Raw genomic sequence first — 23,187 nt, 5'->3', positions numbered from 1 at the left:
CGGATGAGGGAATGGCAATGACTTGCCAATCAACCTTCCACTACAAGCTGACAATCCATTCCCTCATCCGCCCTCCGGGCACCTTCTCCCAAGGGGAGAAGGAAAAGCCACCGCCCTACCCACCCGTACGGGTTCTTCGCCCCGCTTCGGCTAAACTCCCCTCCTTTCCGGTCCGCAGTCCATAAATGAACCCGAATTACCTGGATTTCGAACAGCCCATCGCCGACCTGGAAGCCAAGATCCAGGACCTGCGCAGCGCCAGCGCTGGTCCGGCGGTCAACATCGATGCCGAAGTGCATGCGCTGCAGGACAAACTCCGCGTCCGCACCGCGCAGATCTTCCGCGACCTGACCCCGTGGCAAGTCTCGCAACTGGCTCGGCACCCCGCTCGGCCGTACACGCTGGATTACATCCGCGTGTTCTGCGACGAATTCCAGGAACTGGCCGGCGATCGCGCCTTCGCCGACGACGCCGCCATCGTCGGCGGTCTGGGACGCATCGACGGGCGCAGCGTGGTCATCATCGGCCATCAGAAAGGCCGCGACACCAAGAGCAAGATCGCACGCAACTTCGGCATGCCGCGCCCAGAGGGCTATCGCAAGGCGCTGCGCCTGATGAAGCTGGCCGAGCGCTTCAAGCTGCCGCTGCTGACCTTCATCGACACTCCCGGGGCCTATCCCGGTGTGGGCGCGGAAGAACGCGGCCAGTCCGAGGCCATCGCCCGCAACTTGCTGGAAATGGCGGAACTGAAAGTGCCGATCATCTGCACGGTAATCGGCGAAGGCGGCTCCGGCGGCGCATTGGCGATCGGCGTCGGCGACCGCACGCTGATGCTGGAGTACGGCACTTATTCGGTGATCTCGCCGGAAGGCTGCGCGTCGATCCTGTGGAAGTCCGCCGACAAGGCCAAGGACGCCGCCGAACAACTCGGCATCACCGCCAAACGCCTGCTCTCGCTCGGCCTGGTGGACAAGGTCGTGCGCGAACCCATCGGCGGCGCGCACCGCAATCCGCGACAGATGGCCACGCGCCTGAAGGCCGTGCTGCTCAACGAACTGGATGCGCTGGAACAATTGCCGATGGAGGAGTTGCTGAAGCAGCGATACCAGCGGCTGCGCGGTTACGGCGCGTACGAAGCCGCATAGCCTCACGCTCCCTGTAGGAGCGACGCGAGTCGCGAACCTCGTAACCATCCAACTCTCCACGGCTTCGCGACTCGCGTCGCTCCTACAAATCTCCACCGCGCACGACGTCGACTCAGCATGAGCCCCATCCTCCTTCTCTCCATCGTCCTCCAGATCGCCTGCTGCGTGCACGTGATCCGTACCGGCCGGCCGATGTACTGGATCTTCATCCTGCTGGTGTTCTCGTACATCGCGGTGGCGATCTATTTCTTCGCCGAGATCCTGCCCGGAATGCGCAACGATCCGGGCGCCAGGCGCGTGGTGCGCAAAGTCGCCGCGAAGATCGATCCCGAACGCGAAAAACGCCACGCCAGCCGCCAGTTCGGACTTTCCGACACGCAGGCCAACCGGCGTCGCCTGGCTGAGGAAAGCCTGGTGAGCGGCGACTTCCAGCAGGCGGCCGAGCTTTACCAGGGCGCACTCAAGGGTCTTTACGAAACCGACCCGGAGACGATGCTGGGGTTGGCTAAGGCGCAGTTCGGGCTGGGCCAGCCGCAACAGGCCCGGCGAACGCTGGATGCGCTGATCGCGGCCAATCCCAACTACCGGTCGAAGGACGGGCATCTGCTTTACGCCCGCACCGTTGAAGCCAGCGGCGACATGCCTGCCGCGCTGCACGAATACGAAAATGTCGTACAGGGATATCCGGGAGAAGAAGCACGGGCGCGTTACGGATCGCTGCTGGTGCGCAGCGGTGACACCGGCAAGGCGAAGGAAATCTTCAACGAGATACTGACTCGCTCTGCCGCCGCACCCAAGTACTACCAGCGCGAGCAACGCGAGTGGATCGACGCGGCCAAACGCGAGCTGGCGAGCTTGCGCTGAGCCGTCCGGGTCACTGCGGCCGGCGATCGTCTGCCGCACGCGGTCGTTCGCTGCAGGTCGCCAACGCAACCGCTAGCATGCACACATGACCGCCCCCTACACCACTGCAGTCCTTCGCGACGCTCTGCGCCTTGCGCGGCCCGCGCCCTTGCTGGTGGGACTCAGCGGCGGGCTGGATTCAACCGTACTGCTGCATGCGCTGTCGGCAGATCCGCAGATCCGCGAACAGAGCCTGCGCGCCGTGCACGTGCACCATGGCCTGCAACCACTGGCCGAAGACTGGGCGAATCATTGCGCCGAATTTTGCGGTTCGATTAACGTGCCGTTGGCGATCCTCAAAGTCGTCGTGGATCGCGACAGCGGCGAAGGATTGGAGGCCGCGGCGCGCAAGGCGCGGTACGCGGCATTCGAAAGCGTACTGAGGGAAGGCGAAACGCTGGTCACCGCCCATCATCGCGACGATCAGGCCGAAACCTTCCTGCTGCGCGCGCTGCGCGGTTCCGGGCCGGACGGACTGGCCGCAATGCGCCCGTGGCGCAATTTTGCGGCGGGCCTGCACTGGCGCCCATTGCTGGAGACGCCGCGCGAAGCATTGCTCGCTTACGCGAACCAGCACGGCTTGGCCTGGCTGGAAGATCCCAGCAATGAAGACCTCCGCCACGACCGCAATTTCCTCCGCCAGCGCATCCTGCCTTTGCTGCGCGAACGCTGGCCACAGGCCGATGCCGCTTTCACGCGCAGCGCGGTGCTGAGCGCGGACGCCGTCGAATTGCTGGGGTATGAGGACGCGCTGGCGTTGGCGATGGCCCGCACGGCCGATCCGCGTTCGCTTTCGGTGCATGCGTTACTGGAATTGCCGGCGCCGCGGCGCGCACGCGTCTTGCGCCGTTGGGTCGACGAACTCGGCTTGCCGCCGCTGCCCGGCGAAGGCATTGGGCAGATCGAGACCGAGCTGCTGCCGGCGCGCGCGGATGCCCGCGCCAGGTTCGAATGGCGCGACGGAGTGATCGAGCGCTGGCGCGACCTGCTGCACGCGCAGCGGCGGCGGGAGCCGCTGCCCGCCGAATGGAGCGTCGAATGGAGTGGACAGGCGCCGTTGCCGCTTCCGGGAGGCGATCTTCTTCAATTGCAGGGCGCCGCCTCGTTTTCGTCGCCCCTGCGCGTGTTTGCGCGCCAGGGCGGCGAGCGCATCGCCCTACCCGGCCGCGCGCACTCGCACACGCTCAAGAATGTATTGCAGGAGCTCGGAGTGCCGCCTTGGGAGCGCGAGGTCCTGCCGTTGCTGTCGAACGGCGCCGGCGAGCTGGTGGCGGTCGCTGATTTGGCTTATTCCGCCGGTTTCGATGCGTGGCTGCGCGAATCCGGCGCCCGCCTGCATTGGGCGCGCCAGGCATGAACGGCGTGCATTGACCTATCCCCCCCGCATCCCCAAACTTCCCCCATGCCACGCAAACCCGCCCCCGAAGCTTCGCCGGTCGCCCATTTCGAACAATCGCTGGACGAACTGGAACTTCTGGTGGAAAAAATGGAACAAGGCGAAATGAGCCTGGAAGAGTCGCTGGCCGCCTACGAGCGCGGGGTGGGTCTCTATCGCCGTTGCCAGGCCGCATTGGAACAAGCGGAATTGCGCGTGCGCTTGCTCAGCGATCCGGAACAGCCCGAAGCGGCCGAACCCTTTGCGCCGCTGCCTGATGGAAACTGACGCCCCGTTCATCCGCTGGGCCCAACGCGTCGAAACCGCACTCGGCCACGCCCTGCCGTCGGCTTCGCTGCCTCCGCAGCGCTTGCATGCCGCCATGCGCCACGCGGTGCTGGGCGGAGGCAAGCGCATCCGCCCGATGCTGGTCTATGCCACCGGCGCGGTGTTCGGCACGGACGAACGCTGGCTGGACACCCCTGCTGCGGCGGTGGAACTGATCCATGCTTATTCGCTGGTGCACGACGATCTGCCAGCGATGGACGACGACGCATTGCGGCGCGGCCGTCCTACCGTTCACGTCGCCTTCGACGAAGCCACCGCGATCCTGGCGGGCGATGCTTTGCAGTCCCTGGCATTCGAGATGCTGGCCGAAGCGCCGGTTGCGTCGGAACTACGCGTGTCCTGGCTACGCGCGCTAAGTGGCGCGGCAGGAGCAAACGGTATGTGCGGCGGCCAGGCCCTGGACGTCGACGCCACCGGGCAGCTGCAGACGCTCGCCGATCTGGAACGCATGCACCGCCTCAAGACCGGCGCGCTGATCCGGGCTTCGGTACGTATGGGAGCGATGGGCGGCAGCATCGATGAAGGAACGCTCAAGTTGCTGGATACCTTCGCCGACGCGCTGGGTCTGGCGTTCCAGGTGCGCGACGACATCCTGGACGTGGAATCGAGCTCGCAGCAACTGGGCAAGACCAGCGGCAAGGATGCGGCGCAAGCCAAATCCACCTATCCCGCGTTGCTGGGCATGGAGGGCGCGAAAGCCAAGCTGGTCGAGCTGGACATGGTCATGCACGATGCGCTGGCGCCTTTCCGCGAACATGCCACCGCGCTGTGGGCACTAGGGAAATTGGCGATTCACCGCACGCACTGAGACGGCGTTCTTGCCGCGATCGGCCGTGCACGCCGCATAAGGGCGATCGATCCACAGCTCGTGGGAGCGGCGTCCCGCCGCGAGCTTTTGATTCTGCTCTACACAAGTCGCAAGAACACAGGCAAAGCTCGCGGCGGGACGCCGCTCCCATGCTTGGTCCGCTCCCATGCTTAGTTTGCTTGCTTGGTTCGTGCTTCTCGCCCACGACTTCGACGTCGCAAACGACGAAGGCCCGGACTAACCGGGCCTTCGCATGCAATCTTGTTGCGGAATTACTTGATCAGGCGCAGCGCGAACGGGTAGCGATAGGCTTCGCCGTTGTTGGCCTTGATGCCGCCCAGAATGCAGAACACCAGGTTGGCGATGCCGACCAGCGCCGGCAGGAAGAACAGCAGGCCCAGGGTGACGGCCATGAGGATGAACGCCACCACGAATGCGATGGTGATGGTGATCTGGAAGTTGAGCGCTTCCTTTGACTGGTCCGTCACAAAGCTCTTCGCAGGATTGTCCTTGCTGATTAGCCAGATGATAAGCGGCCCCACAAACCATGAAATGATGCCGAGCAAATGCGCGATCAGCGCAAGAGTACGATCTTCCTGGGGTGCTGCGCCCGACGGCGGTGGTGGCGCGGCGGTCACGTTATCGAATTCACTCATTGCGTCTTCCCCTTGCGTAAGTGTTTGTGGGTGGCGATAGGCAGGCTAGCCGGTGCGACACTACGGCCACAGGCCGCCTGTGTCTAGGATACGTCAATCGCCGCCAGCGACGGTCATGCGCCCCACCGCGCCGCGAGAAACCCCCACGCGCCCCACGGGAAACGCGTCGCAACGCGCCGGATGGCGAACTGCGGGTTTATTCCCCGCCCGCCACCGTCATCTTGCCCACCAGCACCGAACCGACGCTGATATGGGAGCGCGGATCGACGTCGCTGCCCACCGCCTCGATCCCGGCGAACACGTCCTTGAGGTTGCCGGCGATGGTGATGCCGTCCACCGGATACGCAACTGCCCCGTTCTCGATCCAGAATCCGGCGGCACCGCGCGAATAGTCCCCGGTCACCGGATTCACGCCCTGTCCCATCAATTCGGTGACCAGCAGGCCGCGTGGCATACCTGTGACCAAGTCCTCAAAACCGCCCGCATTGGCGGCGACCTTGAGGTTGTGCACGCCACCTGCATTGGCCGTGGTCTGCAGGCCCAGCTTGCGCGCCGAGTAGCTGCCCAGCACATACCGCTGCAGCACGCCGCCGCGGACCAGCGGTTCCTCGCGCGTGGCCACGCCTTCGGCATCGAACGCGGCCGAGCGCAGGCCGCGGCGCAGCAATGGATGTTCTTCGATGGAAAACCAGTCCGGAAAAATCCGCTTGCCGGCATGGTCCAGCAAAAAGCTGGCGCGACGGTACAGCGCGCCACCTGAAACCGCGCCCAGCAGATGGCCGATCAGCGAGCGAGCGACTTCCGCGGCGAACAGCACCGGATACTCGCCGGTAGGCACCGAGCGCGGCGCCATGCGCGCGAGCGTACGCTCGGCCGCGTGGCGGCCGATCGCGACGGGCGCTTCCAGATCGTCGCGCGCCAACGCGCTGCTGTACCAACCATCGCGCTGCATGTCCTCCCCTACGCCCGCGATCAGCGCGCAACCGAGGGAATGCTGGGTGCTGCGGTCGTGGCCGAAGAACCCGTGCGAATTGGCGTAGACGGAAATGCTTTCGCCGCTGCCCACCGAAGCGCCATCGGAATTGGCGATGCGCGGGTCGAATTCCCGGCCTGCCGCCTCGCAGGCCAGGGCCAGATCGACCGCGTGATCCGCATCCAGCGCCCAGGGATGCCACGCATCCAGGTCCGGGAAAGCGGTAGCCATCAGCACCGCGTCGGCCAGTCCTGCGGCTTCGTCGTGCTCGGTGTAGCGCGCAATGGCGCAGGCCTGTGCCACCGTGGCGTCCAGGCTTTCCTCGCGCAGGTCAGCGGTGCTGGCGCTGCCCTTGCGCTGGCCGAAGTACACGGTGACGCCGATGCTGCGGTCGCGGGTGGATTCCACGGTTTCCACCGCGCCCATGCGCACGTTGACGTTGAGGCCGCGGTCCTCGCTGCAGCTGACCTCGGCCTGGGTGGCGCCCGAAGCGCGGGCGCGATCCAACAGGCGCCGGGAAAGGCTCTCCAGCGCGTCCAGGCGCGTCAGGCTGTCATCGGCGGAAAAATCGGCGATTGCGTTCAATGGCTTATCCTGTAGCAAAGTTTTGGAGAATCACATATGCGTGGAAACGACCCGGAAACCGGCGAATTCCTTGGACCCAGCCGCAGCGAACAAAGGCGCGAAGCGCTGGACATCCGCAGTCTGGGCGAGAAGCTGGTGGCGCTGGCGCCGGCGCACCTGGCCAAGTTGCCTATTCCGGAAGAGTTGCTGGAACACATCTACGACACCCAGCGGATCACCTCGCACATCGCGCACAAGCGGCAGTTGCAATTCCTCGCCAAGCAAATGCGGCGGGAAAGCGACGAGACCCTGGATGCGATCCGCGATGCGATGGAAGTGGGCGGCGACGCGGCGCGGCGCGAGACGGCGATCCTGCACAAAGTGGAAACCTGGCGTGCGCGCTTGCTGGAAGATGGCGATGTCGCCCTGGGCGAACTGTTGGCCGAACATCCGACCGCCGACCGCCAGCACCTGCGCCAGCTGGTCCGCAACGCGGGCGAGGAACGGCTGAAGAACAAGCCGCCGCATGCGTTCCGCGAGCTGTTCCGCGAATTGCGCGAGCTGCTGGCTCAGCCGGAAGACGAGAGTGAAGACGAAGCCTGAGGCCGTCATCCCAGCGAAAGCTGGGATCCATTTTGCTGTTGCTTTTGCGGTACTGGGAAAGAGCAAGATCAAGTTGGATCCCAGCTTTCGCTGGGACGACGACTGAAATGGCCGAGAGGGCCTCCGACAGGTCAAGCCCGCGTCCCACCCACAGTAATGCCTTCGATCAACAACGAAGGCTGGCCCACGCCCACCGGCACGCTCTGCCCATCCTTGCCGCACACGCCCACGCCGGCATCCAGCGCCAGGTCGTGGCCGATCATCTTCACTTTCTGCATGGTCTCCGGACCGTTTCCGATCAGGGTCGCGCCTTTGACCGGCGCAGTGATCTTTCCGTCTTCGATCAGGTAGGCCTCGGTGGCCGAGAACACGTATTTTCCGCTGGTGATGTCGACCTGGCCGCCACCGAAATTCACCGCGTACAGGCCTTTCTTCACCGAGCGGATCATTTCCTGCGGATCGCTCTGTCCGGCCAGCATGTAGGTATTGGTCATGCGCGGCATCGGCAGATGCGCGAAGGATTCGCGGCGGCCGTTGCCGGTGGGCGCCACGCCCATCAGGCGCGCATTGAGCGTGTCCTGCATGTAGCCGACCAGCACGCCATCCTCGATCAGCGTCGTGCAGTTGGTCTGGGTGCCTTCGTCGTCGATATTCAGGGAGCCGCGACGGCCCGGTAGAGTGCCGTCGTCGACGATGGTGACGCCGGGCGAGGCGACACGCTGGCCCATGCGGCCCGCATAAGTCGAGGTGCCCTTGCGGTTGAAGTCGCCTTCAAGCCCATGGCCTACGGCCTCGTGCAGCAGCACGCCTGGCCAGCCCGAACCCAGCACCACCGGCATCATTCCGGCGGGCGCGTCCACGGCTTCCAGATTGACCAGCGCCTGGCGCAGCGCTTCGCGCGCGAATTGCTCCGGCTTGCCGCCGTCGAACAACTCCGCATACGAATAACGCCCGCCGAAACCGGCGTAACCGGATTCGCGGCGGCCGTTCTGCTCCACGATCACCTGGATGTTCATGCGCACCAGCGGGCGCACGTCCGCAGCCAGCACGCCGTCGCTGCGCGCCACCAGCACCGTGTCGACGCCGCCTGCCAGGCTTACCGTGACCTGCTGCACGCGCGGATCGGCGGCGCGCAGAAGTTTGTCCACGATGCGCAAGGCTTCTACCTTGGCGTCGTTGTCGAGCGCGTCGATGGGATCGTCGCTGGAGTACAGCGCGTGGCCGCCGCCGCGCACCAGCGCATGCGGCGAATGCGAACTGCCGTCGCGCGCGATGGCGCGCGCCGAACCCGCCGCGCTCAACAGCGCCTGCGGATTGATGTCGTCGGAATAGGCGAAGCCGGTCTTCTCGCCGGAGATCGCGCGCACGCCCACGCCTTGGTCGATGGAATGCGCCCCGTCCTTGACGATGCCATCCTCCACCGTCCAGCTTTCGCGACGGGAGTGCTGGAAATACAGATCGCCGAAATCGATGCCGGGGCCGAGCAAGGTGCCGAAGGCGCGATGCAGGCCCTGCTGGTCGAGGCCGGCGGGAAGGAGAAGGCGGGTTTCGGCGAGAGCCAGTGAGGAATTCGTCATAGAAATTCAGTTTGGGGCGAAATGGAGTAAAGGCAAGCCAGTCTCTCCTCCTCCCATCGGGAGAAGGAAAAACCGCGTCAAGGCGCCCCCGCCGTGTTAGCCACCCCAGCCCGCGACTGCTCGCGGCTGATGACTTCCACCTTGGGATCTTTCCACGGCCCGGTCACACGGTAAGTCTTGGCGCCGATCTCGCCCAGCGGCTTTTTCAACACGGCGTTGGCGGCCGCGCCGATCGCAGCGCCCAGCGGACCGCCTGCCACCGCGCCTACCACCGTCAGCAGATTTCCGGACTTGGGCAGCACTTCAATGGTCTGGTCGAAGCGTTGCGCGCGCAAGTCGGTGCTGCCGCTGATATTGATCTGCGCGGCCGGACCGTCCATCACCATATCCTCGCTGCGCGCCACGCCAGCGCCGAAGCGCACATTGCCGTCGATGCGGTTGAACGCGAAGCCCTTGGAGAAGAAATCGCGGAAGTCCAGCATCATCCGTCGCGGCAGCTGGGTGAGGCTGAGTAGCCCCAGCACCCGGCCGGCGCCGGGCTCGACCTCCAGCAACTGGCCGTTGCGTGCGGCGATATGCAGGCTGCCCTGTATCGTCGATAGCGAGAAAGCAGCCGGACTGCCGGACCAGTTCGCATCGAATTTCACCTTGCCCGAGCCTCCGCCGACCCGACCCTTGAATCCGAGATCGTCGAGCAGATCGCCCAGGTCCTGGCTTTCGATATCGGCGGTCAGCTGTGTGCGTGCCGCCGTACCGCGGCCCAGCCAATCCCCCTGCACGTCGATCTTCTGCTTGGGCGAACGCAACGCCAACTGCTGTATGCGCATGCCAGCGGCGGTCTGCTGGGTGCGCAATTGCGCACTGCCCAGTTGTGCATCGCCGAAGCGCAGATCGTCGATGTCCAGATGGTGCGAGGGAATGGCGGCGGGGTCGAACGGTTCGCCGCCGGCGACAGCGCCGTTCGCCGTGCCAGGTTTATTCTCGGCCGCACGCCAATACAGGCGCGCGAGCTTGCCGGTGATCGGCGCGCCCTTGGCATCCGGCACCAGCACGGATCCGGCAAGCGCCGGACCCGCTAGTGTCACGGCCAGAGCGTTGCCGGTGGGCACCACTTGCAGGCGCGTGTTCGGAAACGCCGAGCCCAATAGCAGCAACCGGTCGGCGCTGACGTCGATGCGACGCAGAGGCAGATTGTTGCCGCTACTACTACCCCTACCGTTATTGGCGAGCGCGATCCACTCGATCGCGTCCAAGACGGCAGTGCGGCCGCTGGCGACCAGACCGGAGGCAGGGGCCGCCTCGGTCACCGTGTTGCTGCCCAGCATCACGCGCACCCCGCTCTGCCGCCCGTCGCCGCGTGCCCTCAAGGCCAGCAATTTTCCGAAGGCGACGTCGATGTTGCCTGCGGCCATCGGCATCGACGTCTGCACCGTGGTCGGCAGCGCCAGAAATGCCGGCTTGTCCAGCGGCGCGGGAAGCTTGAGCGTAGTGCCCACCAGATCCGAGCGCAGATTCAAACTGCTGGGCGTATTCGATGCCCCACCCTGCGGCAAGGTCACCCCGACCGTCCATTGCGAACGCCCCTCCACGTAAGGCCTGAGCCAAGCGATCTCGGGTGCGCGATCCAGCAGCTCAGACGCCGATAGCATTGCCGACAGCTCCGCTTCGAAAGCGTGCTGCTTGTTGCGGACGCCGCTGCCGGCACGCAGGGAAAGCTGGCCAGGCTGGGACACGCCCGACTGGGCGCCCGATTGCGCTTTCTGGCTGACTGCGAGCTTTTCGGCAGCGAATCCTCCGTCATCGAAATCGGCCTTGCCGCGCACATCCTCGAAAACCAGGTTCCAGCGCTTGTCGGACAGGCGCGCGCCGGATAGTTCGACCGTACCGCGGGTTTTCCTGGCCGCCCTGCTTTGCGCATGCAAGGGCAGCAGCATGTCGTAGCTGGCCTGCGCGGGGCCGCTGGCGCTCAGACTGGTCAACGTGTCGCCGTACTTCTTCTGCAGCGGCGACTGCCGCAACATCGCCAGCATCTGCGCCGCGTCGGAACCGCCGCGAGCGCTGACTGACAACTCCGCCTTGGAGAACTCGGGGATGCCGGCCTTGAATGCGTCGATACGCACGCCGGCCAGCGCACCCTGCCCCTCAATGGAGAAGCCGTTGCCGATGAAGGAGATATCCGCACTCACGTGATCCATCGCCGGCCAGTCGGGCTGGAATTTGAATTGCCCGCCTTCGATGCGCGCCACCGCTTCGAAGCGTCCGTTGTTGCGGGTGAACGGCCAATCGTCGAGGTCTCCGGACACGATTGCGCGTCCGTTATGGACCTTGCCGCCAACCAGCGCGCGATTGAGCCAGTCCACCGCGGCCTTCGACATCTTGTCGTGAATCCAGAATCCCTTCGCGGCGAACACCGGCGTTTCGTCGATATCGGCGGCGATATCGATCCACGGCCGGGTTCCGTCGCCCTGGAACCACAAGCCGCCGCGCATCTGGGCGCCGAAATCCTTGCCCCGGATACGCAACGATGAAGTACCCACTCGCCAACCCGCTCCCTCGCGCCATCCGGTCAGGGAGCCATTCAACGTCGCCTCGTGGACCACACCAAAACCGGTGGGCCAGTCGAAGCGCAAGGGTGTCGTGGGGTCCAGCTTCAATGCGAAGCCCTGCTCATCGCCGACGAATTCGCCGGCCAGCCCGTTGATGCCGGGCGAGCGGCCTATCGCCAGGAAACTGATGCCCTCCAGCCGGCCTTGCGCGCGCATGCCCGCTGCGCGGCTTCCGCTCACGCTCACGCGCGCCAGCCGGGCGCCGGGTTTGGCTTGCGACAGCCATCGCCGCAGGCCGGGGTCGACGCGATCGCTCAAACCCATCAGCGAAAACAGGGGTGCGGCATCGATCTGGTTGGCCAGCAAGGCGTATTCGCGGCCGCCCGCGAGCACCAGTCCATCCAGCCTTTGCGGCGCCTGCTGATCGCCCACCAGCAGCTGCGGCGCGTCGAAGCGCCAGCCATTGCGGCTCAAACGCCAGCGCACACGGCCCTCTACCCGGTCGAAGCGCGTGCGCGGCACACTGCCGTTGCCCGCCAGGGCCGTGCCACGCAAAGCCACGCGTTGCAGTTTCATTTCCGAAGTAGCCAGAACCACGCGCCGCTTGCGCAACTCCACCCAGCCCTGCACGCGACCGGTACCGGATTCGGCCGTTACCCCCGCATAGCTGAGCAAGGAACCCCACCCTGCGATATCCACCGCATGCGCATCGAGGTAGGCGCGGCCATCGCCGCTGCGACGGTCGAAATCGAACGCAACCTGCACCGGCGCGCCGTCCATGCGTACCCAGGCGCGCGTGCCTGCGCGCACGCGGTCGCCATCCACGCGCAGGCGCAAATCGATCTTCGGCAATTGCAAATTCCAGCCCAGCGTCGGCGCCAGTACCGACAACTTGCCGTCGATCACCTGCAACTCGCCCAAGCCTTCGAGATTCTTCAACGGATCGCCAGCGGTCCTCTGACCGGGTAAACCGAGCACCGACCACTTGCCGTCGGCGGCGCGCTGCAGGGTCAGGGACAATCCACGCAGGCGCAGCTCGGTAAAAGAGCGGCCCGGCAACAGTCCCGCATACATCGACACCAGCACTTCCGCCTCGCCGATGCGGACTGCGGTATCGCCTTCGCCCAGCCGCAAGCCATCCAGCCGCAGCAACGGGCCGCGACGCGTCCACTCGGTAGCGACATGGTCGAACGCCACCGGCCGGCCGGCGCGCGCGCTCAGCCATGCCGCGATTTTTTCCGGATGCCTTTCCGCCAGCGGCAGCACCTGACTGGCGACGCCGAGCACCAGCGCCATGCACACCAACACGCCAGCGGCGACGTACAGGACGCCACGACGCGCAAGCCGCAAACGGCGACGCAGCGGAGTGGGCATCAACCCGCCATCCGCATCAAGGCGATACCGCGGTCAGAGCAGCACCACATCGAACTGCTCCTGCAAGTATTGCTCATCGGCCTGGAACCGGATCGACTTGCCCAGGAATTCCTCCAGTTCCGCTACCGCCGGCGATTCCTCTTCGGTGATGCGTGCGACCACTTTGGGCGAAGCGATGACCAGCAGCCGCGCCGCTTCGAACTGGCGCACGGCACGGGTGATCTCGCGGAAGATCTCGTATGTGACCGTCTCGGCCGTCTTCACCGTGCCGCGTCCGCCGCACTCGTGGCACGACTCGGACAGCTGGCGCTCGAGGCTTTCGATGGTGCGCTTGCGCGTCATTTCCACCAGGCCCAGCGGCGAGAACTCGTACACCGTGGTCTTGGCGTGATCGCGCGAGAGCGCCTTCTCCAGCGTGCGCAGCACCTGGCGGCGGTGCTCGGGATCGTCCATGTCGATGAAGTCGATGATGATGATGCCGCCCAGATTGCGTAGGCGCAGCTGGCGCGCCACCGATTGCGCGGCCTCCAGGTTGGTGCGGTAGACGGTTTCCTCCAGATTGCGCTGGCCCAGGAAGGAACCGGTGTTGACGTCGATGGTGGTCATCGCCTCGGTCTGGTCGATCACCAGGTAGCCGCCGGATTTCAGCGGCACTTCTTTTTCCAGGGCACGACCGATTTCGTCTTCCACACCGTACAGATCGAAGATCGGTCGCTCGCCGGCGTAGTGTTCGATGCGTTCGGCCAGCACCGGCATGTACTTGGCGGCGAACGCCTGCAGGCGGTCGCAGGTTTCGCGCGAATCCACCTTCACCTTTTCCACGTCGCGACGCATCAGGTCGCGCACCGCACGCAGCGGCAGGGTCAGATCCTCATAAATGCAGGCGCCCATCGCCGCTTCGCGGCTGCGCTGCTCCACCAGTGCCCACACCCGCGACAGGTAGGCGATATCCTCGGCCAGCGCCTCCTGGGTCTGGCCCTCGGCATTGGTGCGCACGATGTAGCCATGTCCGCCATGGGTAGCCGCCAGTTCCCCGACCAGCGTCTTCAGGCGCAGACGCTCGGCTTCGTCCTCGATCCGCGCGGAGACGCCGATCACCTTGGACTGCGGCAGCAGCACCATGTATCGGGAGGGGATGCTGATCTGCGTGGTCAGGCGCGCGCCCTTGCTGCCGATGGGGTCTTTGACCACTTGCACCACGATGTCCTGGCCGTCGCGCAGAAGCTCGACGATGGGCGTGGCGGCAACCGGCGCCGGCGGTACTTCCACTTCGTCGCCGTTGGTCGCCGGCACCGCCCGAACGACATCGTTGGCGTGCAGGAACGCAGCGCGATCCAGGCCCACATCGACGAACGCCGCTTGCATGCCCGGCATCACCCGCTGCACCTTGCCCTTGTAGATATTGCCGACCACCCCACGGCGCCAGCCGCGCTCGATGTGCAGTTCCTGCAACATGCCGTTTTCGACCACCGCCACACGGGTCTCGCGCGGGGTGACATTCACCAGTATTTCCTCGGACATCACTGCACCCCGAACGATTTCAACAACCGCGATGTCTCGAATAACGGCAAACCCATCACCCCCGAATAACTGCCGGACAGATGCCGCACGAATCGCTCCGCTGCGCCCTGGATGCCGTACGCGCCGGCCTTGCCGTCGGCCTGGCCGGTGGCGACGTAGGCGGCGATCTCGTCTTCCCCCAGCTCGGCGAACGACACTTCCGAGACCGACACTGCCTGCGCCTCGCGGCTCGCGTTGACCAGCGAAACCGCGGTCACCGCCTGATGGGTACGCCCGGAAAGACGCCGCAGCATGGCAGCGGCATCGGCGGCATCGCGCGGCTTGCCGAACACTTCGTCGTCCAGGATCACTTCGGTATCGGCCCCCAGCACCAGCGCCTGGGGCACCGACATGACCGTCAACAAACCGGCGCCGGCTTTCTCCCGGGCGACGCGGCGCACATATTCCTCGGCGGGTTCGTTGGGCTGGCGGTGTTCGGGAATGTCCAGGTCGAGCACGCCAAAATCCAACCCCAGACGGGCCAGCAGCTCTGCCCGGCGGGGCGATTTCGAGGCGAGATACAACATGTTGTCAGGATACCCTGCGCATGCTGACTGAATGGTCGCTCAAGCCGGAGTGCCGTGCGGAACCCCGACTTGGCTCACAACGCGTTCATCCTTACCCGAACACCCTAGCCCGCACTTTTGCATGGCTGCAATGCCCGCATTCCTCAAGGAGAATTCAATGCGCACCACCCATCCGCTACGTCCGCTGCTGCTCGCCCTGTCCCTCGCCCTCGGAGCCACCACCATGACCGCCCACGCCCAGAACGCCGCCGGCTACGCGGTTCCCACCGACGGCACCCTGCTCTCGGTCTCCACCAATGCGGAAGCCTCGCGCGTACCGGATGTGGCGACCATCTCCGCCGGGGTGGTGACCCAGGCAGTGGACGGCAACGCCGCCATGCGCCAGAACGCCGAGCAGATGGCCAAGGTCATGGATGCGATCAAGGCGGCGGGCATCGCCGACAAGGACATCCAGACCAGCGGCATCAATCTGAGCCCGCAATACCGTTATGTGGAGAACGAGGCGCCGAAGATCACCGGCTTCCAGGCCAGCAATACGGTCAACCTGAAAGTGCGCGACATCGCCAAGTTGGGCAAGGTGCTGGATGCGCTGGCCGCGCAGGGTAGCAACCAGATCAACGGACCCAGCTTCGAGATCGACCAGCCGGAACCGGTCTACGACGAAGCCCGCATGGCCGCGCTGAAGAAGGCCCAGGCCCGCGCCGAGACCTATGCCAAGTCGCTGGGCCTGCGCGTGCGCCGGATCGTGAGCATTTCCGAAGGCGGTGGCGGCGGCTTCCAGCCCATGCCGATGATGGCCATGGCCCGCGGCAAGGCCGAGATGGATACCCAGGTTTCGCCGGGCGAGACCAAGCTGTCGGTCAATCTGGACGTGGTATTCGAACTGGGCAAGTGAACCTGCAGCCGTAGGATCACCTTGAAACGGCGCCTCGCGGCGCCGTTTTTCGTAGGTCCGGGCTACGCCCCCGACGCGCCAGCTAACGGGATTCCGGGATTAAAGAAGAGGTTTCCAATTCCCGAGCGTGGGGGGCGTAGCCCCGACCTACGCCTATGGTCTAAGCCCTCTTGCCAGCCGCGCGAAGCCAGCGCATTGTCGGGCTGAGGCACGGTAGCCCGGCTTAACCCCACGGTCCGTGTCCAGGCGTTGTTCCTACCGCATACCCGATATGGAGGTGGATCATGGTTCGCACACTGCCCTCGCAATCCGAAACCCGTCCCGAGCTGTCCCGCATCCTGGCCATCGCCGCTGCGATCGCCGTGCATGCGTTTGCGTTCCTGTTGCTTTTGATTCCAATGGCCGCCCCTCCACTGCAAGCCTTGGTGGACAGCAAACCCGACGTAATCTTCCTGCCGCCCAAGGACAAGATCGTTGAAGTGCCGATAGAAAAGGCCAAGCCCGATCCGATCAGGCCGAAGCCGGCCATCACGCAACCCACAGAGCACGCTCGACCCAAGATCAACGATACCTCGGTGATAGTCGACCAGGGGACGCTCGCCGCCGAAGAATCCGTGGTCACCGATCCCGGACCGGTGATAGACGCCACGGCGGTCACGGGTCCGATTTCAGTGGGCAATCTGGGCTACATCAAAGCCACCCCACCACCTTACCCGCGCGTCGAAGCGCGTGCCGGTATCGGCGGAACGGTATTGCTGAAAGTGCTCGTCGATGTCGATGGCCGCCCGCTCGAAGTCGTGGTGCTGGAAAGCAGCGGCAACAAATCCCTGGACCGCAGTGCGCGCGAACATGTACTGAAGAGTTGGCTGTTCCAGCCGGCGATGCGCGACGGCAAGGCCGTGCAGGCCTATGGCAAGGTGCCGGTGGTGTTTTCGATGCAATGAGTGCGTCAAAACTCCCTAAATAGGAATTCTCACCGTCATCCCAGCGGCTTCCAACAGCGAAGCTGGTCAAGCTGGGATCCATCTTGATTTTGGCTCTCACTGTAAGACTTCAAAGCAAGAGCAAAAGCAAAATGGATCCCAGCTTTCGCTGGGATGACGATTTCGTGAGGGACTGGAAGAGTTCTTCAGGCCCGGCGATTCTTCAGGCCCGGTGATAAGGATGGTTGGCCAGCATCGCAGCGGCGCGATAGAGCTGTTCGGCGACCAGCAGGCGCGCCAGCATGTGCGGCAGGGTCAGCGGGCCCAGCGACCAGGTTTCGTTGGCGGCGGCGAGCACCTCCGCGGCGTGCCCTTCCGGGCCGCCGATCAGGAAGGCCAGATCGCGGCCCTGCCCGCGCCAGTGCTCCATGCGTTGGGCCAGCTGCTCGGACGAATAAGGTTTACCGGTGACTTCCAGCGCCACCAAGTGCGCGCCTTTCGGTAGCGCCGCCAGCACGCGCTTGCCTTCGTCCTCGATGGCGCGCTGCGCATCGCGGCCCTTGCCGCGTAGGCCGGGTTCGATCTCCACCAGCTCCAGCGGCAGCCAGTGCGACAGGCGCTTTTGGTATTCGGAAAATCCCTGCGCAACCCACGCAGGCGCGCGTTCGCCAGTGGCGATGAGCCTGGCTTTCATTCCGGAAAAGACACGGAACTGTCAGAGCCGATCTTCATCCGAGGTTTCGTGGTCGTCCGGCGGCTGGTCGCCCACCGTCCACAGGCGCTCCAGCGCGTAGAACTCGCGCACGCGCGGCAACATCACATGGACGATGACGTCGCCCAGGTCCACCAGCACCCATTCGGCTTCCCGCTCGCCTTCTACGCCCAGCGGCATCACATCGAGCTTCTTGGCGAACTTGACCACTTCGTCGGCGCTGGATTTGACGTGGCGGGTGGACGTGCCCGAGGCGATCACCATGTAGTCGGCGACGCTGGACTTGCCGCGCACGTCGATTTCCACGACGTCTTTGGCTTTGAGTTCTTCGAGCGCCGCATGCACGGTGGCGAGCAGGACCGGGACGGAGGGCGGCGGATTGGGCAGACGGGTCTTGATGACTTGTGCTTGGCTGGACAAAGGCTTGGAAGCTCCTGGGATTACCGCGAATTATAGCGGACTGGGTCCGGGTGCCGGCCGTGAATACAAATGGTGCCGGGCGATGAATTCGGCGACCGGAGGCGCCACCAGCCCTTGCCAGGCCTGGTTTTGGGCGATCCGGCGGCGTATGTCGCTGGCCGATTCGGGGTATAGCGGCTGGCCCAGCAGGAATAACCGGCCCGCCGGCACGGTTTTCAGCCCTAAGGGGGAATCCGTCCAGCGCCCCTCGACCAACGCCGTCAGTTCGGCCGGCAGTTCACCATCCAAAGGGCTGCCGGCACGCGGCGCCACCACGAAATGGGCGAAATCGAACAAGGTCCGCCATTCGCGCCAGGTCGGCAGACCGATGAAACTGTCGGCGCCGATCAGCAGGGCGATGGGCATTGCGGGGCCGAATTCCGCCCGCAGTTCGCGCAAGGTATCGATGGTGTAGGAGCGGCCATCGCGCTGCAGCTCGCGCCGGTCGACCCGCAATCCCGGCTGGTCGGCCACGGCCAGCTCCAGCATCTTCGCGCGCTGCGCCGCATCGGCCCCCGGCGGCGCGCGATGCGGCGGGTCAGCTGCAGGCATCAGGCGCACCGTGCAATCCAGTTCATCGCGCGCGGCGCGCGCGATGGCCAGATGCCCGTTGTGGACGGGATCGAAGGTGCCTCCGTAGAAAAGTTTCAGCATTGGAGTAGGCAATGAATTCTCGGAACGGAATGGCCAGAAACCCTTACAGCCCCCTTATCGTCATCCCAGCGAAAGCTGGGATCCATCTTGATCTTGCCTCTCACTGTGAGACTTCAGAGCAGAGCAGAATCAAAGTGGATCCCAGCTTTCGCTGGGACGACATCAGTGGGGGCCGGAGGATACGTTCTGGCGGCAACCACTCAAGCCACCAGCAAACGTACGGCCTTGGCTTCTGCGATAGCCAGCAGCAGGCGCTCCATCGCCACCCAGGCATCACCGTCCGCGCGGCCCTTGGCGATGCGGTCTATGCGCGAGGCTTCGGCGGCGAAACGATCCCAGCGGGCGGGATTGGGATGGCGCTGCAGCGCACGCTTGAACGGCGCCTGCTTGGTTTCCCAGATTCCTTGCGCTTTCATTTCCGAAGCGAGGTTGGCGCCGCGCGCCTGCGCGCGCGCCAGTGCGGCGGTGCGCAGCAGTTCCTTGACCACCATGGGCATCAGACCGGCGACGACATCGCCTTCGGCGCGCAGGCCGGCGAGCATGCGCGACACCTGCGGCCCCTGCCCGCCCAGCACGGCATCGGTCAGACGGAATACGTCGTAGCGCGCGGCATCGGCGACCAACGCTTCCATCTTTTCCGCATCCAACGTATCGCCGTCGGCCAGCAAGACCAGCTTGTCTATTTCCTGCGCAGCCGCCAGCAGGTTGCCTTCCACGCGTTCGACCAAGATCTGCACCGCGTCGCGGTCGGCGCGCAGCCCCTTGGCGCGCAACCGGCTCTCGACCCAGCCGGCGAGTTCATGCGGTTTGATCGCCCAGGCGATGGCCAGCATCCCGATTCTGGGGATCGCATCGGTCCACTTGCCGTGGTGGGCCTTGCTCCATTCGCCGGCCGTGATCAGCAGGACTACGTCGGGCGGCGGATTGGCGCAGAACGCGGCGATGGCTTCGGCGCCATCCTTGCCCGGTTTGCCGGTGGGCAGACGCACTTCCACCAAGCGGCGCGCGCTGAACAGGCTGGGCGCATTGAAGGTGGCTTCGAGCGTGCTCCAATCGAAATCGCGGCCGTCGGCATCGAAGACCTCGCGCTCGCCTATCCCCTGAGCGCGTGCCTGCCGGCGCACGGCATCGGCCGCTTCCAGCACACGCAGCATTTCGGGTCCGGCGATCAGATAAACCGGATGCAGCGTTGCGTCATCGGGCAACGCGACCAGCCGTTCCGGGGTCAGTTCCATCAGGGGGCGGGTTTCTGGCCCTGAGCGCCGCCCTGGATCACGCCATCGACGCGGCGCAGGATTGCCGCAGCCATCTCGCGACGAAGTTCGTTGGCCAGGATTTCACGTTCGGTTTCGGTACCTGTTGCGTTCTCGGGGGGCGAAACGTAGTCACGGGAAAGCTCAACCACCTGCTGCGGCACCAGATCGGTGCCATCGGCGCGACGGAACACGAAGACGGCTGCGTAGCGCAGGCTGAATTCCTGCGCCCTGCCCCGATCATCTATCGCGATGGGCAGGTTGCCCCAACGTTCGGAAAGAATCTGCAGGCTCGCAACGTCCTTGGCGTCGGCATCGGCCGGCACTGCGCCAGCATGGCGCAGGCCTACGGCCACCGCTTCGGCCAAGGGACTGTACTGCGTGGTCGAGGTGACCCGCACCGGACCCAGATCGGCCGGCAAGGCGATCTTGTTGCGCAGATGGAAGCCGCAGGCGGACAGACCCAGGACGAGCACGAAGGCCGTCAACAGGCGCAGGACAGGTGACGCGGGGGTTCTGATCATGGGCGAAGTCTGGACGAGCCCGCCATGGGCGGCAATAGCCAACCCGGATGGCAGGTGAATATCGTCCGCTCCGCTCATGCCGCCACGATATTGACGATCTTGCCCGGCACGATGATCACCTTGCGGACTTCCAGGCCCTGCATGAACTTGGCGGTATTGGGTTCGGCCTTGGCCAGCGCCTCGATCTGATCGCGCGGCAAGTCCGTGGCCACCTCGATAGTTCCGCGCAGCTTGCCGTTGACCTGCACCGCCAGCGTCAGCTGATCGCGCACCAGCGCCGAGGTGTCGGCTTGCGGGAACGGCAGGTTCTCCAGCAACGTCTCCTCATGGCCCAGAGCCTGCCACAATGCGTGGCTGGTATGGGGCGTGATGGGATTGAGCAGCAATACTGCCGCTTCCAGCGCTTCCTGGCGGATGGCGCGACCGTTGTCGCTGATATCGTCGAACTTGTTCAACGCATTGGACAGTTCCATCACCGCCGCGATCGCGGTATTGAAACCATGGCGGCGGCCGTAGTCGCCGGCGACCTTGTCGATGGTCTCGTGGGTCTTGCGGCGCAGCGCCTTCTGTTCCGCGGACAACGCGGTCGGATCCGGAGCCGATGCCGCACCCGTCGCCGCGTGCTTCTGCACCTGCGCCCACAGGCGGCGCAGGAAGCGCGACATACCTTCCACACCGGCTTCGTTCCACTCCAGCGACTGTTCCGGCGGCGCGGCGAACATGGAAAACAGGCGCACGGTGTCGGCGCCGTATTTGTCCACCATCGCCTGCGGATCCACGCCGTTGTTCTTGGACTTGGACATCTTCTCGCTGCCGCCGATCGACACCGGCTGGCCGTCGGCGACCAATGCGGCGCCGATGACGCGGCCGCGTTCGTCGCGCTGCACTTCCACGTCTGCGGGATTGATCCATTCCCGGTTGCCGGTCGCCGATTCGCGGTAATAAGTATCGGCGATGACCATGCCCTGGCACAGCAGGTTGGTGGCCGGTTCGTCGCTGTCCACCAGCCGCGCGTCGCGCAGGAGCTTGTGATAGAAACGGAAATACATCAGATGCAGGATCGCGTGCTCGATTCCGCCGATGTACTGGTCGACCGGCAGCCAGTAGTTGCCGCGCTTGTCGACCATGTCCTTGGCGCCGGGCGAGGTGTAGCGCGCGTAATACCAGCTGGATTCCATGAAGGTGTCGAAGGTGTCGGTCTCGCGCTCGGCAGCGCCGCCGCACTCGGGGCAAGTGGTCTTGCGCCATTCCGGATCGGCCTTGATCGGAGATTTCACCCCGTCCAGAGTCACGTCTTCGGGCAGCACCACCGGCAATTGCGATTCCGGCACTGGCACCGCACCGCAAGTCGCACAGTAAATGACCGGAATCGGGCAACCCCAATAGCGCTGGCGCGACACACCCCAGTCGCGCAGGCGGTAGTTGATGCGGCGCTGGCCACGACCCTGGCGCTCGAACCGCTCGGCCAGCGCTTCGAAGGCGCCGCGATAACCCAGACCGTCGAATTCGCCGGAGTTCACCAGCTCCAGGTCGGCGCGGGACTTGTCGCCGTACCAATCGTGCCAGGTATTTGGATCGTAGCTCTGTTCGATTTCGCTCTTCGGCGACTTCAGCGCGATCACCTGCTGGATCGGCAGCTTGTATTTGTGCGCGAACTCGAAATCGCGTTCGTCATGGCCCGGCACCGCCATCACCGCGCCGGTGCCGTAGCCCATCAGCACGAAGTTGGCGACCCATACCGGCACTTTGTCGCCGGTGACCGGATGCACCGCGCGCAGGCCGGTGTCCATGCCGCGCTTTTCCTGGGTTTCCAGTTCGGCTTCGGACACGCCGCCGTGCTTCAGCTCGTCCAGGAAAGCGGCCAGTTGCGGATTGGACGCGGCGGCTTTCAGCGCCAACGGGTGTTCGCCGGCGATGGAAACGAAGGTCACGCCCATCAGCGTGTCCGGTCGCGTGGTGAACACAGTGAGCGACTCCTGCCCTTCCACCGCGAACTTGATCTCCAGCCCTTCCGAACGGCCGATCCAGTTGCGCTGCATGGTCTTGACCGAATCCGGCCACCCCGGCAGGTCGTCCAGTCCGTCCAACAATTCCTGCGCGTAATCGGTGATGCGCAGGAACCATTGCGGAATTTCGCGCTTCTCCACGATGGCGCCGGAACGCCAACCGCGGCCGTCGATGACCTGCTCGTTGGCCAGTACGGTTTGATCCACCGGATCCCAATTGACCACCGAATTCTTGCGGTAAGCGATGCCCTTGCGCAGCAGGCGCACGAACATGCGCTGCTCGTGCACGTAGTAATCGGGGCGGCAGGTGGCGAATTCGCGCGACCAGTCGATCGCGTAACCCAGCGATTTCAGCTGGCTGCGCATGTGCTCGATGTTGGCGTAGGTCCACTTGGCCGGAGCGGTGTGGTTCTTGATCGCCGCGTTCTCGGCCGGCAGGCCGAACGCATCCCAGCCCATCGGCTGCAGCACGTTTTTGCCGGCCATGCGCTGGTAGCGGCTGATCACGTCGCCGATGGTGTAGTTGCGCACGTGACCCATGTGCAGCGCGCCGGACGGGTACGGCAGCATCGACAGGCAGTAGAACTTGGGCTTGTCGGAGGTTTCGTCGACCTCGAACGCGCGATTCCGGTCCCAGTAGGACTGGGCGGCGGTTTCGACGGATTTGGGATCGTGGACGGCGGGTTCGGCGGAAACTGACATGCTTGGGCGGACTTCGGCGCTGAAATCAAGCTGCGAAGCGTACCGCAGTGCACCAAGCATCGCCATGCCGATGGCTATGATGGCCGACCTTTCCCGGAGC

Annotated in this window: 20 protein-coding genes; 8 read left to right on the top strand and 12 right to left on the bottom strand. The window is 64.8% G+C overall.

Translation table 11 applies throughout. From position 1 onward, the window contains the following. Positions 1–185: 185 nt before the first annotated feature. The 5 genes from J2W94_RS02240 to J2W94_RS02220 all read left to right on the top strand — a co-directional run bounded on the left by J2W94_RS02240 (position 186) and on the right by J2W94_RS02220 (position 4,579). Positions 186–1,145, top strand: coding sequence for an acetyl-CoA carboxylase carboxyltransferase subunit alpha (locus J2W94_RS02240; protein ID WP_310090004.1), 960 nt, complete (start codon positions 186–188; stop codon positions 1,143–1,145). 117 nt (positions 1,146–1,262) lie between these two features. After that, complete coding sequence (locus J2W94_RS02235; protein WP_310090003.1) at positions 1,263–2,009, top strand: tetratricopeptide repeat protein; 747 nt, start codon at positions 1,263–1,265, stop codon at positions 2,007–2,009. Between the two features lie 85 nt (positions 2,010–2,094). Next, positions 2,095–3,405, top strand: coding sequence for a tRNA lysidine(34) synthetase TilS (gene tilS / locus J2W94_RS02230; RefSeq protein WP_310090002.1), 1,311 nt, complete (start codon positions 2,095–2,097; stop codon positions 3,403–3,405). Positions 3,406–3,450: 45 nt separating this feature from the next. Beyond that, complete coding sequence (locus tag J2W94_RS02225) at positions 3,451–3,711, top strand: exodeoxyribonuclease VII small subunit (protein WP_310090000.1); 261 nt, start codon at positions 3,451–3,453, stop codon at positions 3,709–3,711. Continuing rightward, entirely contained in the window at positions 3,701–4,579 is an 879-nt protein-coding gene (locus J2W94_RS02220; protein ID WP_310089999.1) for a polyprenyl synthetase family protein, read from the top strand. Before J2W94_RS02225 ends, J2W94_RS02220 begins: the two co-directional genes overlap by 11 nt. 272 nt (positions 4,580–4,851) lie before the next feature. Here the strand turns inward: J2W94_RS02220 and J2W94_RS02215 are convergent, their stop codons facing one another. Both J2W94_RS02215 and pmbA read right to left on the bottom strand, forming a co-directional pair. Beyond that, a complete protein-coding gene (locus J2W94_RS02215; protein WP_310089998.1) occupies positions 4,852–5,235 on the bottom strand; it encodes a DUF4870 domain-containing protein in 384 nt (127 codons plus the stop codon). Between the two features lie 196 nt (positions 5,236–5,431). Next, the gene (gene pmbA, locus J2W94_RS02210) at positions 5,432–6,793 is read right to left on the bottom strand and encodes a metalloprotease PmbA (RefSeq protein ID WP_310089997.1); all 1,362 of its coding nucleotides are present in this window, start codon (positions 6,791–6,793) and stop codon (positions 5,432–5,434) included. A gap of 36 nt (positions 6,794–6,829) precedes the next feature. Between pmbA and yjgA the strand changes: the two genes are divergently transcribed. Next, complete coding sequence (gene yjgA, locus J2W94_RS02205; RefSeq protein WP_430540534.1) at positions 6,830–7,375, top strand: ribosome biogenesis factor YjgA; 546 nt, start codon at positions 6,830–6,832, stop codon at positions 7,373–7,375. Between the two features lie 131 nt (positions 7,376–7,506). On the opposite strand, the gene tldD is transcribed toward yjgA, so the two are convergent. From tldD to J2W94_RS02185, 4 genes are all read right to left on the bottom strand, one after another. After that, complete coding sequence (gene tldD / locus J2W94_RS02200) at positions 7,507–8,952, bottom strand: metalloprotease TldD (protein ID WP_310089996.1); 1,446 nt, start codon at positions 8,950–8,952, stop codon at positions 7,507–7,509. 77 nt (positions 8,953–9,029) lie between these two features. After that, a complete protein-coding gene (locus J2W94_RS02195; RefSeq protein WP_310089995.1) occupies positions 9,030–12,872 on the bottom strand; it encodes a YhdP family protein in 3,843 nt (1,280 codons plus the stop codon). A gap of 33 nt (positions 12,873–12,905) precedes the next feature. Further along, positions 12,906–14,393: a ribonuclease G gene (gene rng, locus J2W94_RS02190; RefSeq protein ID WP_310089994.1), complete on the bottom strand. Its 1,488-nt coding sequence runs from the start codon at positions 14,391–14,393 to the stop codon at positions 12,906–12,908. Continuing rightward, entirely contained in the window at positions 14,393–14,959 is a 567-nt protein-coding gene (locus J2W94_RS02185; protein ID WP_310089993.1) for a Maf family protein, read from the bottom strand. Before J2W94_RS02185 ends, rng begins: the two co-directional genes overlap by 1 nt. Positions 14,960–15,116: 157 nt before the next feature. On the opposite strand from J2W94_RS02185, the gene J2W94_RS02180 reads away from it, so the two are divergent. Then, complete coding sequence (locus J2W94_RS02180) at positions 15,117–15,854, top strand: SIMPL domain-containing protein (protein WP_310089992.1); 738 nt, start codon at positions 15,117–15,119, stop codon at positions 15,852–15,854. 284 nt (positions 15,855–16,138) lie between these two features. After that, positions 16,139–16,798, top strand: a complete 660-nt coding sequence (locus J2W94_RS02175) for an energy transducer TonB (RefSeq protein WP_310089991.1) — start codon at positions 16,139–16,141, stop codon at positions 16,796–16,798. 202 nt (positions 16,799–17,000) lie between these two features. Here the strand turns inward: J2W94_RS02175 and rlmH are convergent, their stop codons facing one another. The 6 genes from rlmH to leuS form a co-directional block, all read right to left on the bottom strand. Beyond that, positions 17,001–17,471 (bottom strand): 23S rRNA (pseudouridine(1915)-N(3))-methyltransferase RlmH, encoded by a 471-nt coding sequence (rlmH, locus tag J2W94_RS02170; protein ID WP_310089990.1) that lies wholly within the window; start codon positions 17,469–17,471, stop codon positions 17,001–17,003. A gap of 21 nt (positions 17,472–17,492) precedes the next feature. Next, the gene (gene rsfS, locus J2W94_RS02165) at positions 17,493–17,909 is read right to left on the bottom strand and encodes a ribosome silencing factor (protein WP_310089989.1); all 417 of its coding nucleotides are present in this window, start codon (positions 17,907–17,909) and stop codon (positions 17,493–17,495) included. A gap of 30 nt (positions 17,910–17,939) precedes the next feature. Next, a complete protein-coding gene (nadD, locus tag J2W94_RS02160; RefSeq protein ID WP_310089988.1) occupies positions 17,940–18,602 on the bottom strand; it encodes a nicotinate-nucleotide adenylyltransferase in 663 nt (220 codons plus the stop codon). Between the two features lie 200 nt (positions 18,603–18,802). Beyond that, positions 18,803–19,837, bottom strand: coding sequence for a DNA polymerase III subunit delta (gene holA / locus J2W94_RS02155; protein WP_310089987.1), 1,035 nt, complete (start codon positions 19,835–19,837; stop codon positions 18,803–18,805). Beyond that, positions 19,837–20,379, bottom strand: a complete 543-nt coding sequence (gene lptE / locus J2W94_RS02150) for an LPS assembly lipoprotein LptE (protein ID WP_310089986.1) — start codon at positions 20,377–20,379, stop codon at positions 19,837–19,839. The genes holA and lptE overlap by 1 nt, the downstream gene beginning before the upstream one ends. A 74-nt stretch (positions 20,380–20,453) precedes the next feature. Beyond that, positions 20,454–23,087 (bottom strand): leucine--tRNA ligase, encoded by a 2,634-nt coding sequence (gene leuS, locus J2W94_RS02145; RefSeq protein ID WP_310089985.1) that lies wholly within the window; start codon positions 23,085–23,087, stop codon positions 20,454–20,456. Positions 23,088–23,187: the final 100 nt, after the last annotated feature.

Source organism: Pseudoxanthomonas sacheonensis (assembly GCF_031455975.1).
Lineage (GTDB): Bacteria > Pseudomonadota > Gammaproteobacteria > Xanthomonadales > Xanthomonadaceae > Pseudoxanthomonas_A > Pseudoxanthomonas_A sacheonensis_A.
The sequence above is the reverse complement of the archived record's forward strand: the minus strand, read 5'-3'. Positions and strand labels throughout refer to the sequence as shown.

Excerpts from the sequence above, each read along its gene's own strand:
- yjgA (WP_430540534.1), top strand. The coding sequence starts at position 6,830 with ATGCGTGGAAACGACCCGGAAACCGGCGAATTCCTTGGACCCAGCCGC.
- rng (WP_310089994.1), bottom strand. The coding sequence starts at position 14,393 with ATGTCCGAGGAAATACTGGTGAATGTCACCCCGCGCGAGACCCGTGTG.
- nadD (WP_310089988.1), bottom strand. The coding sequence starts at position 18,602 with ATGCTGAAACTTTTCTACGGAGGCACCTTCGATCCCGTCCACAACGGG.
- J2W94_RS02175 (WP_310089991.1), top strand. The coding sequence starts at position 16,139 with ATGGTTCGCACACTGCCCTCGCAATCCGAAACCCGTCCCGAGCTGTCC.
- tilS (WP_310090002.1), top strand. The coding sequence starts at position 2,095 with ATGACCGCCCCCTACACCACTGCAGTCCTTCGCGACGCTCTGCGCCTT.
- lptE (WP_310089986.1), bottom strand. The coding sequence starts at position 20,379 with ATGATCAGAACCCCCGCGTCACCTGTCCTGCGCCTGTTGACGGCCTTC.
- J2W94_RS02225 (WP_310090000.1), top strand. The coding sequence starts at position 3,451 with ATGCCACGCAAACCCGCCCCCGAAGCTTCGCCGGTCGCCCATTTCGAA.
- J2W94_RS02185 (WP_310089993.1), bottom strand. The coding sequence starts at position 14,959 with ATGTTGTATCTCGCCTCGAAATCGCCCCGCCGGGCAGAGCTGCTGGCC.
- J2W94_RS02195 (WP_310089995.1), bottom strand. The coding sequence starts at position 12,872 with ATGCCCACTCCGCTGCGTCGCCGTTTGCGGCTTGCGCGTCGTGGCGTC.
- J2W94_RS02215 (WP_310089998.1), bottom strand. The coding sequence starts at position 5,235 with ATGAGTGAATTCGATAACGTGACCGCCGCGCCACCACCGCCGTCGGGC.
- J2W94_RS02240 (WP_310090004.1), top strand. The coding sequence starts at position 186 with ATGAACCCGAATTACCTGGATTTCGAACAGCCCATCGCCGACCTGGAA.
- J2W94_RS02180 (WP_310089992.1), top strand. The coding sequence starts at position 15,117 with ATGCGCACCACCCATCCGCTACGTCCGCTGCTGCTCGCCCTGTCCCTC.
- tldD (WP_310089996.1), bottom strand. The coding sequence starts at position 8,952 with ATGACGAATTCCTCACTGGCTCTCGCCGAAACCCGCCTTCTCCTTCCC.
- J2W94_RS02235 (WP_310090003.1), top strand. The coding sequence starts at position 1,263 with ATGAGCCCCATCCTCCTTCTCTCCATCGTCCTCCAGATCGCCTGCTGC.
- leuS (WP_310089985.1), bottom strand. The coding sequence starts at position 23,087 with ATGTCAGTTTCCGCCGAACCCGCCGTCCACGATCCCAAATCCGTCGAA.
- rlmH (WP_310089990.1), bottom strand. The coding sequence starts at position 17,471 with ATGAAAGCCAGGCTCATCGCCACTGGCGAACGCGCGCCTGCGTGGGTT.
- J2W94_RS02220 (WP_310089999.1), top strand. The coding sequence starts at position 3,701 with ATGGAAACTGACGCCCCGTTCATCCGCTGGGCCCAACGCGTCGAAACC.
- holA (WP_310089987.1), bottom strand. The coding sequence starts at position 19,837 with ATGGAACTGACCCCGGAACGGCTGGTCGCGTTGCCCGATGACGCAACG.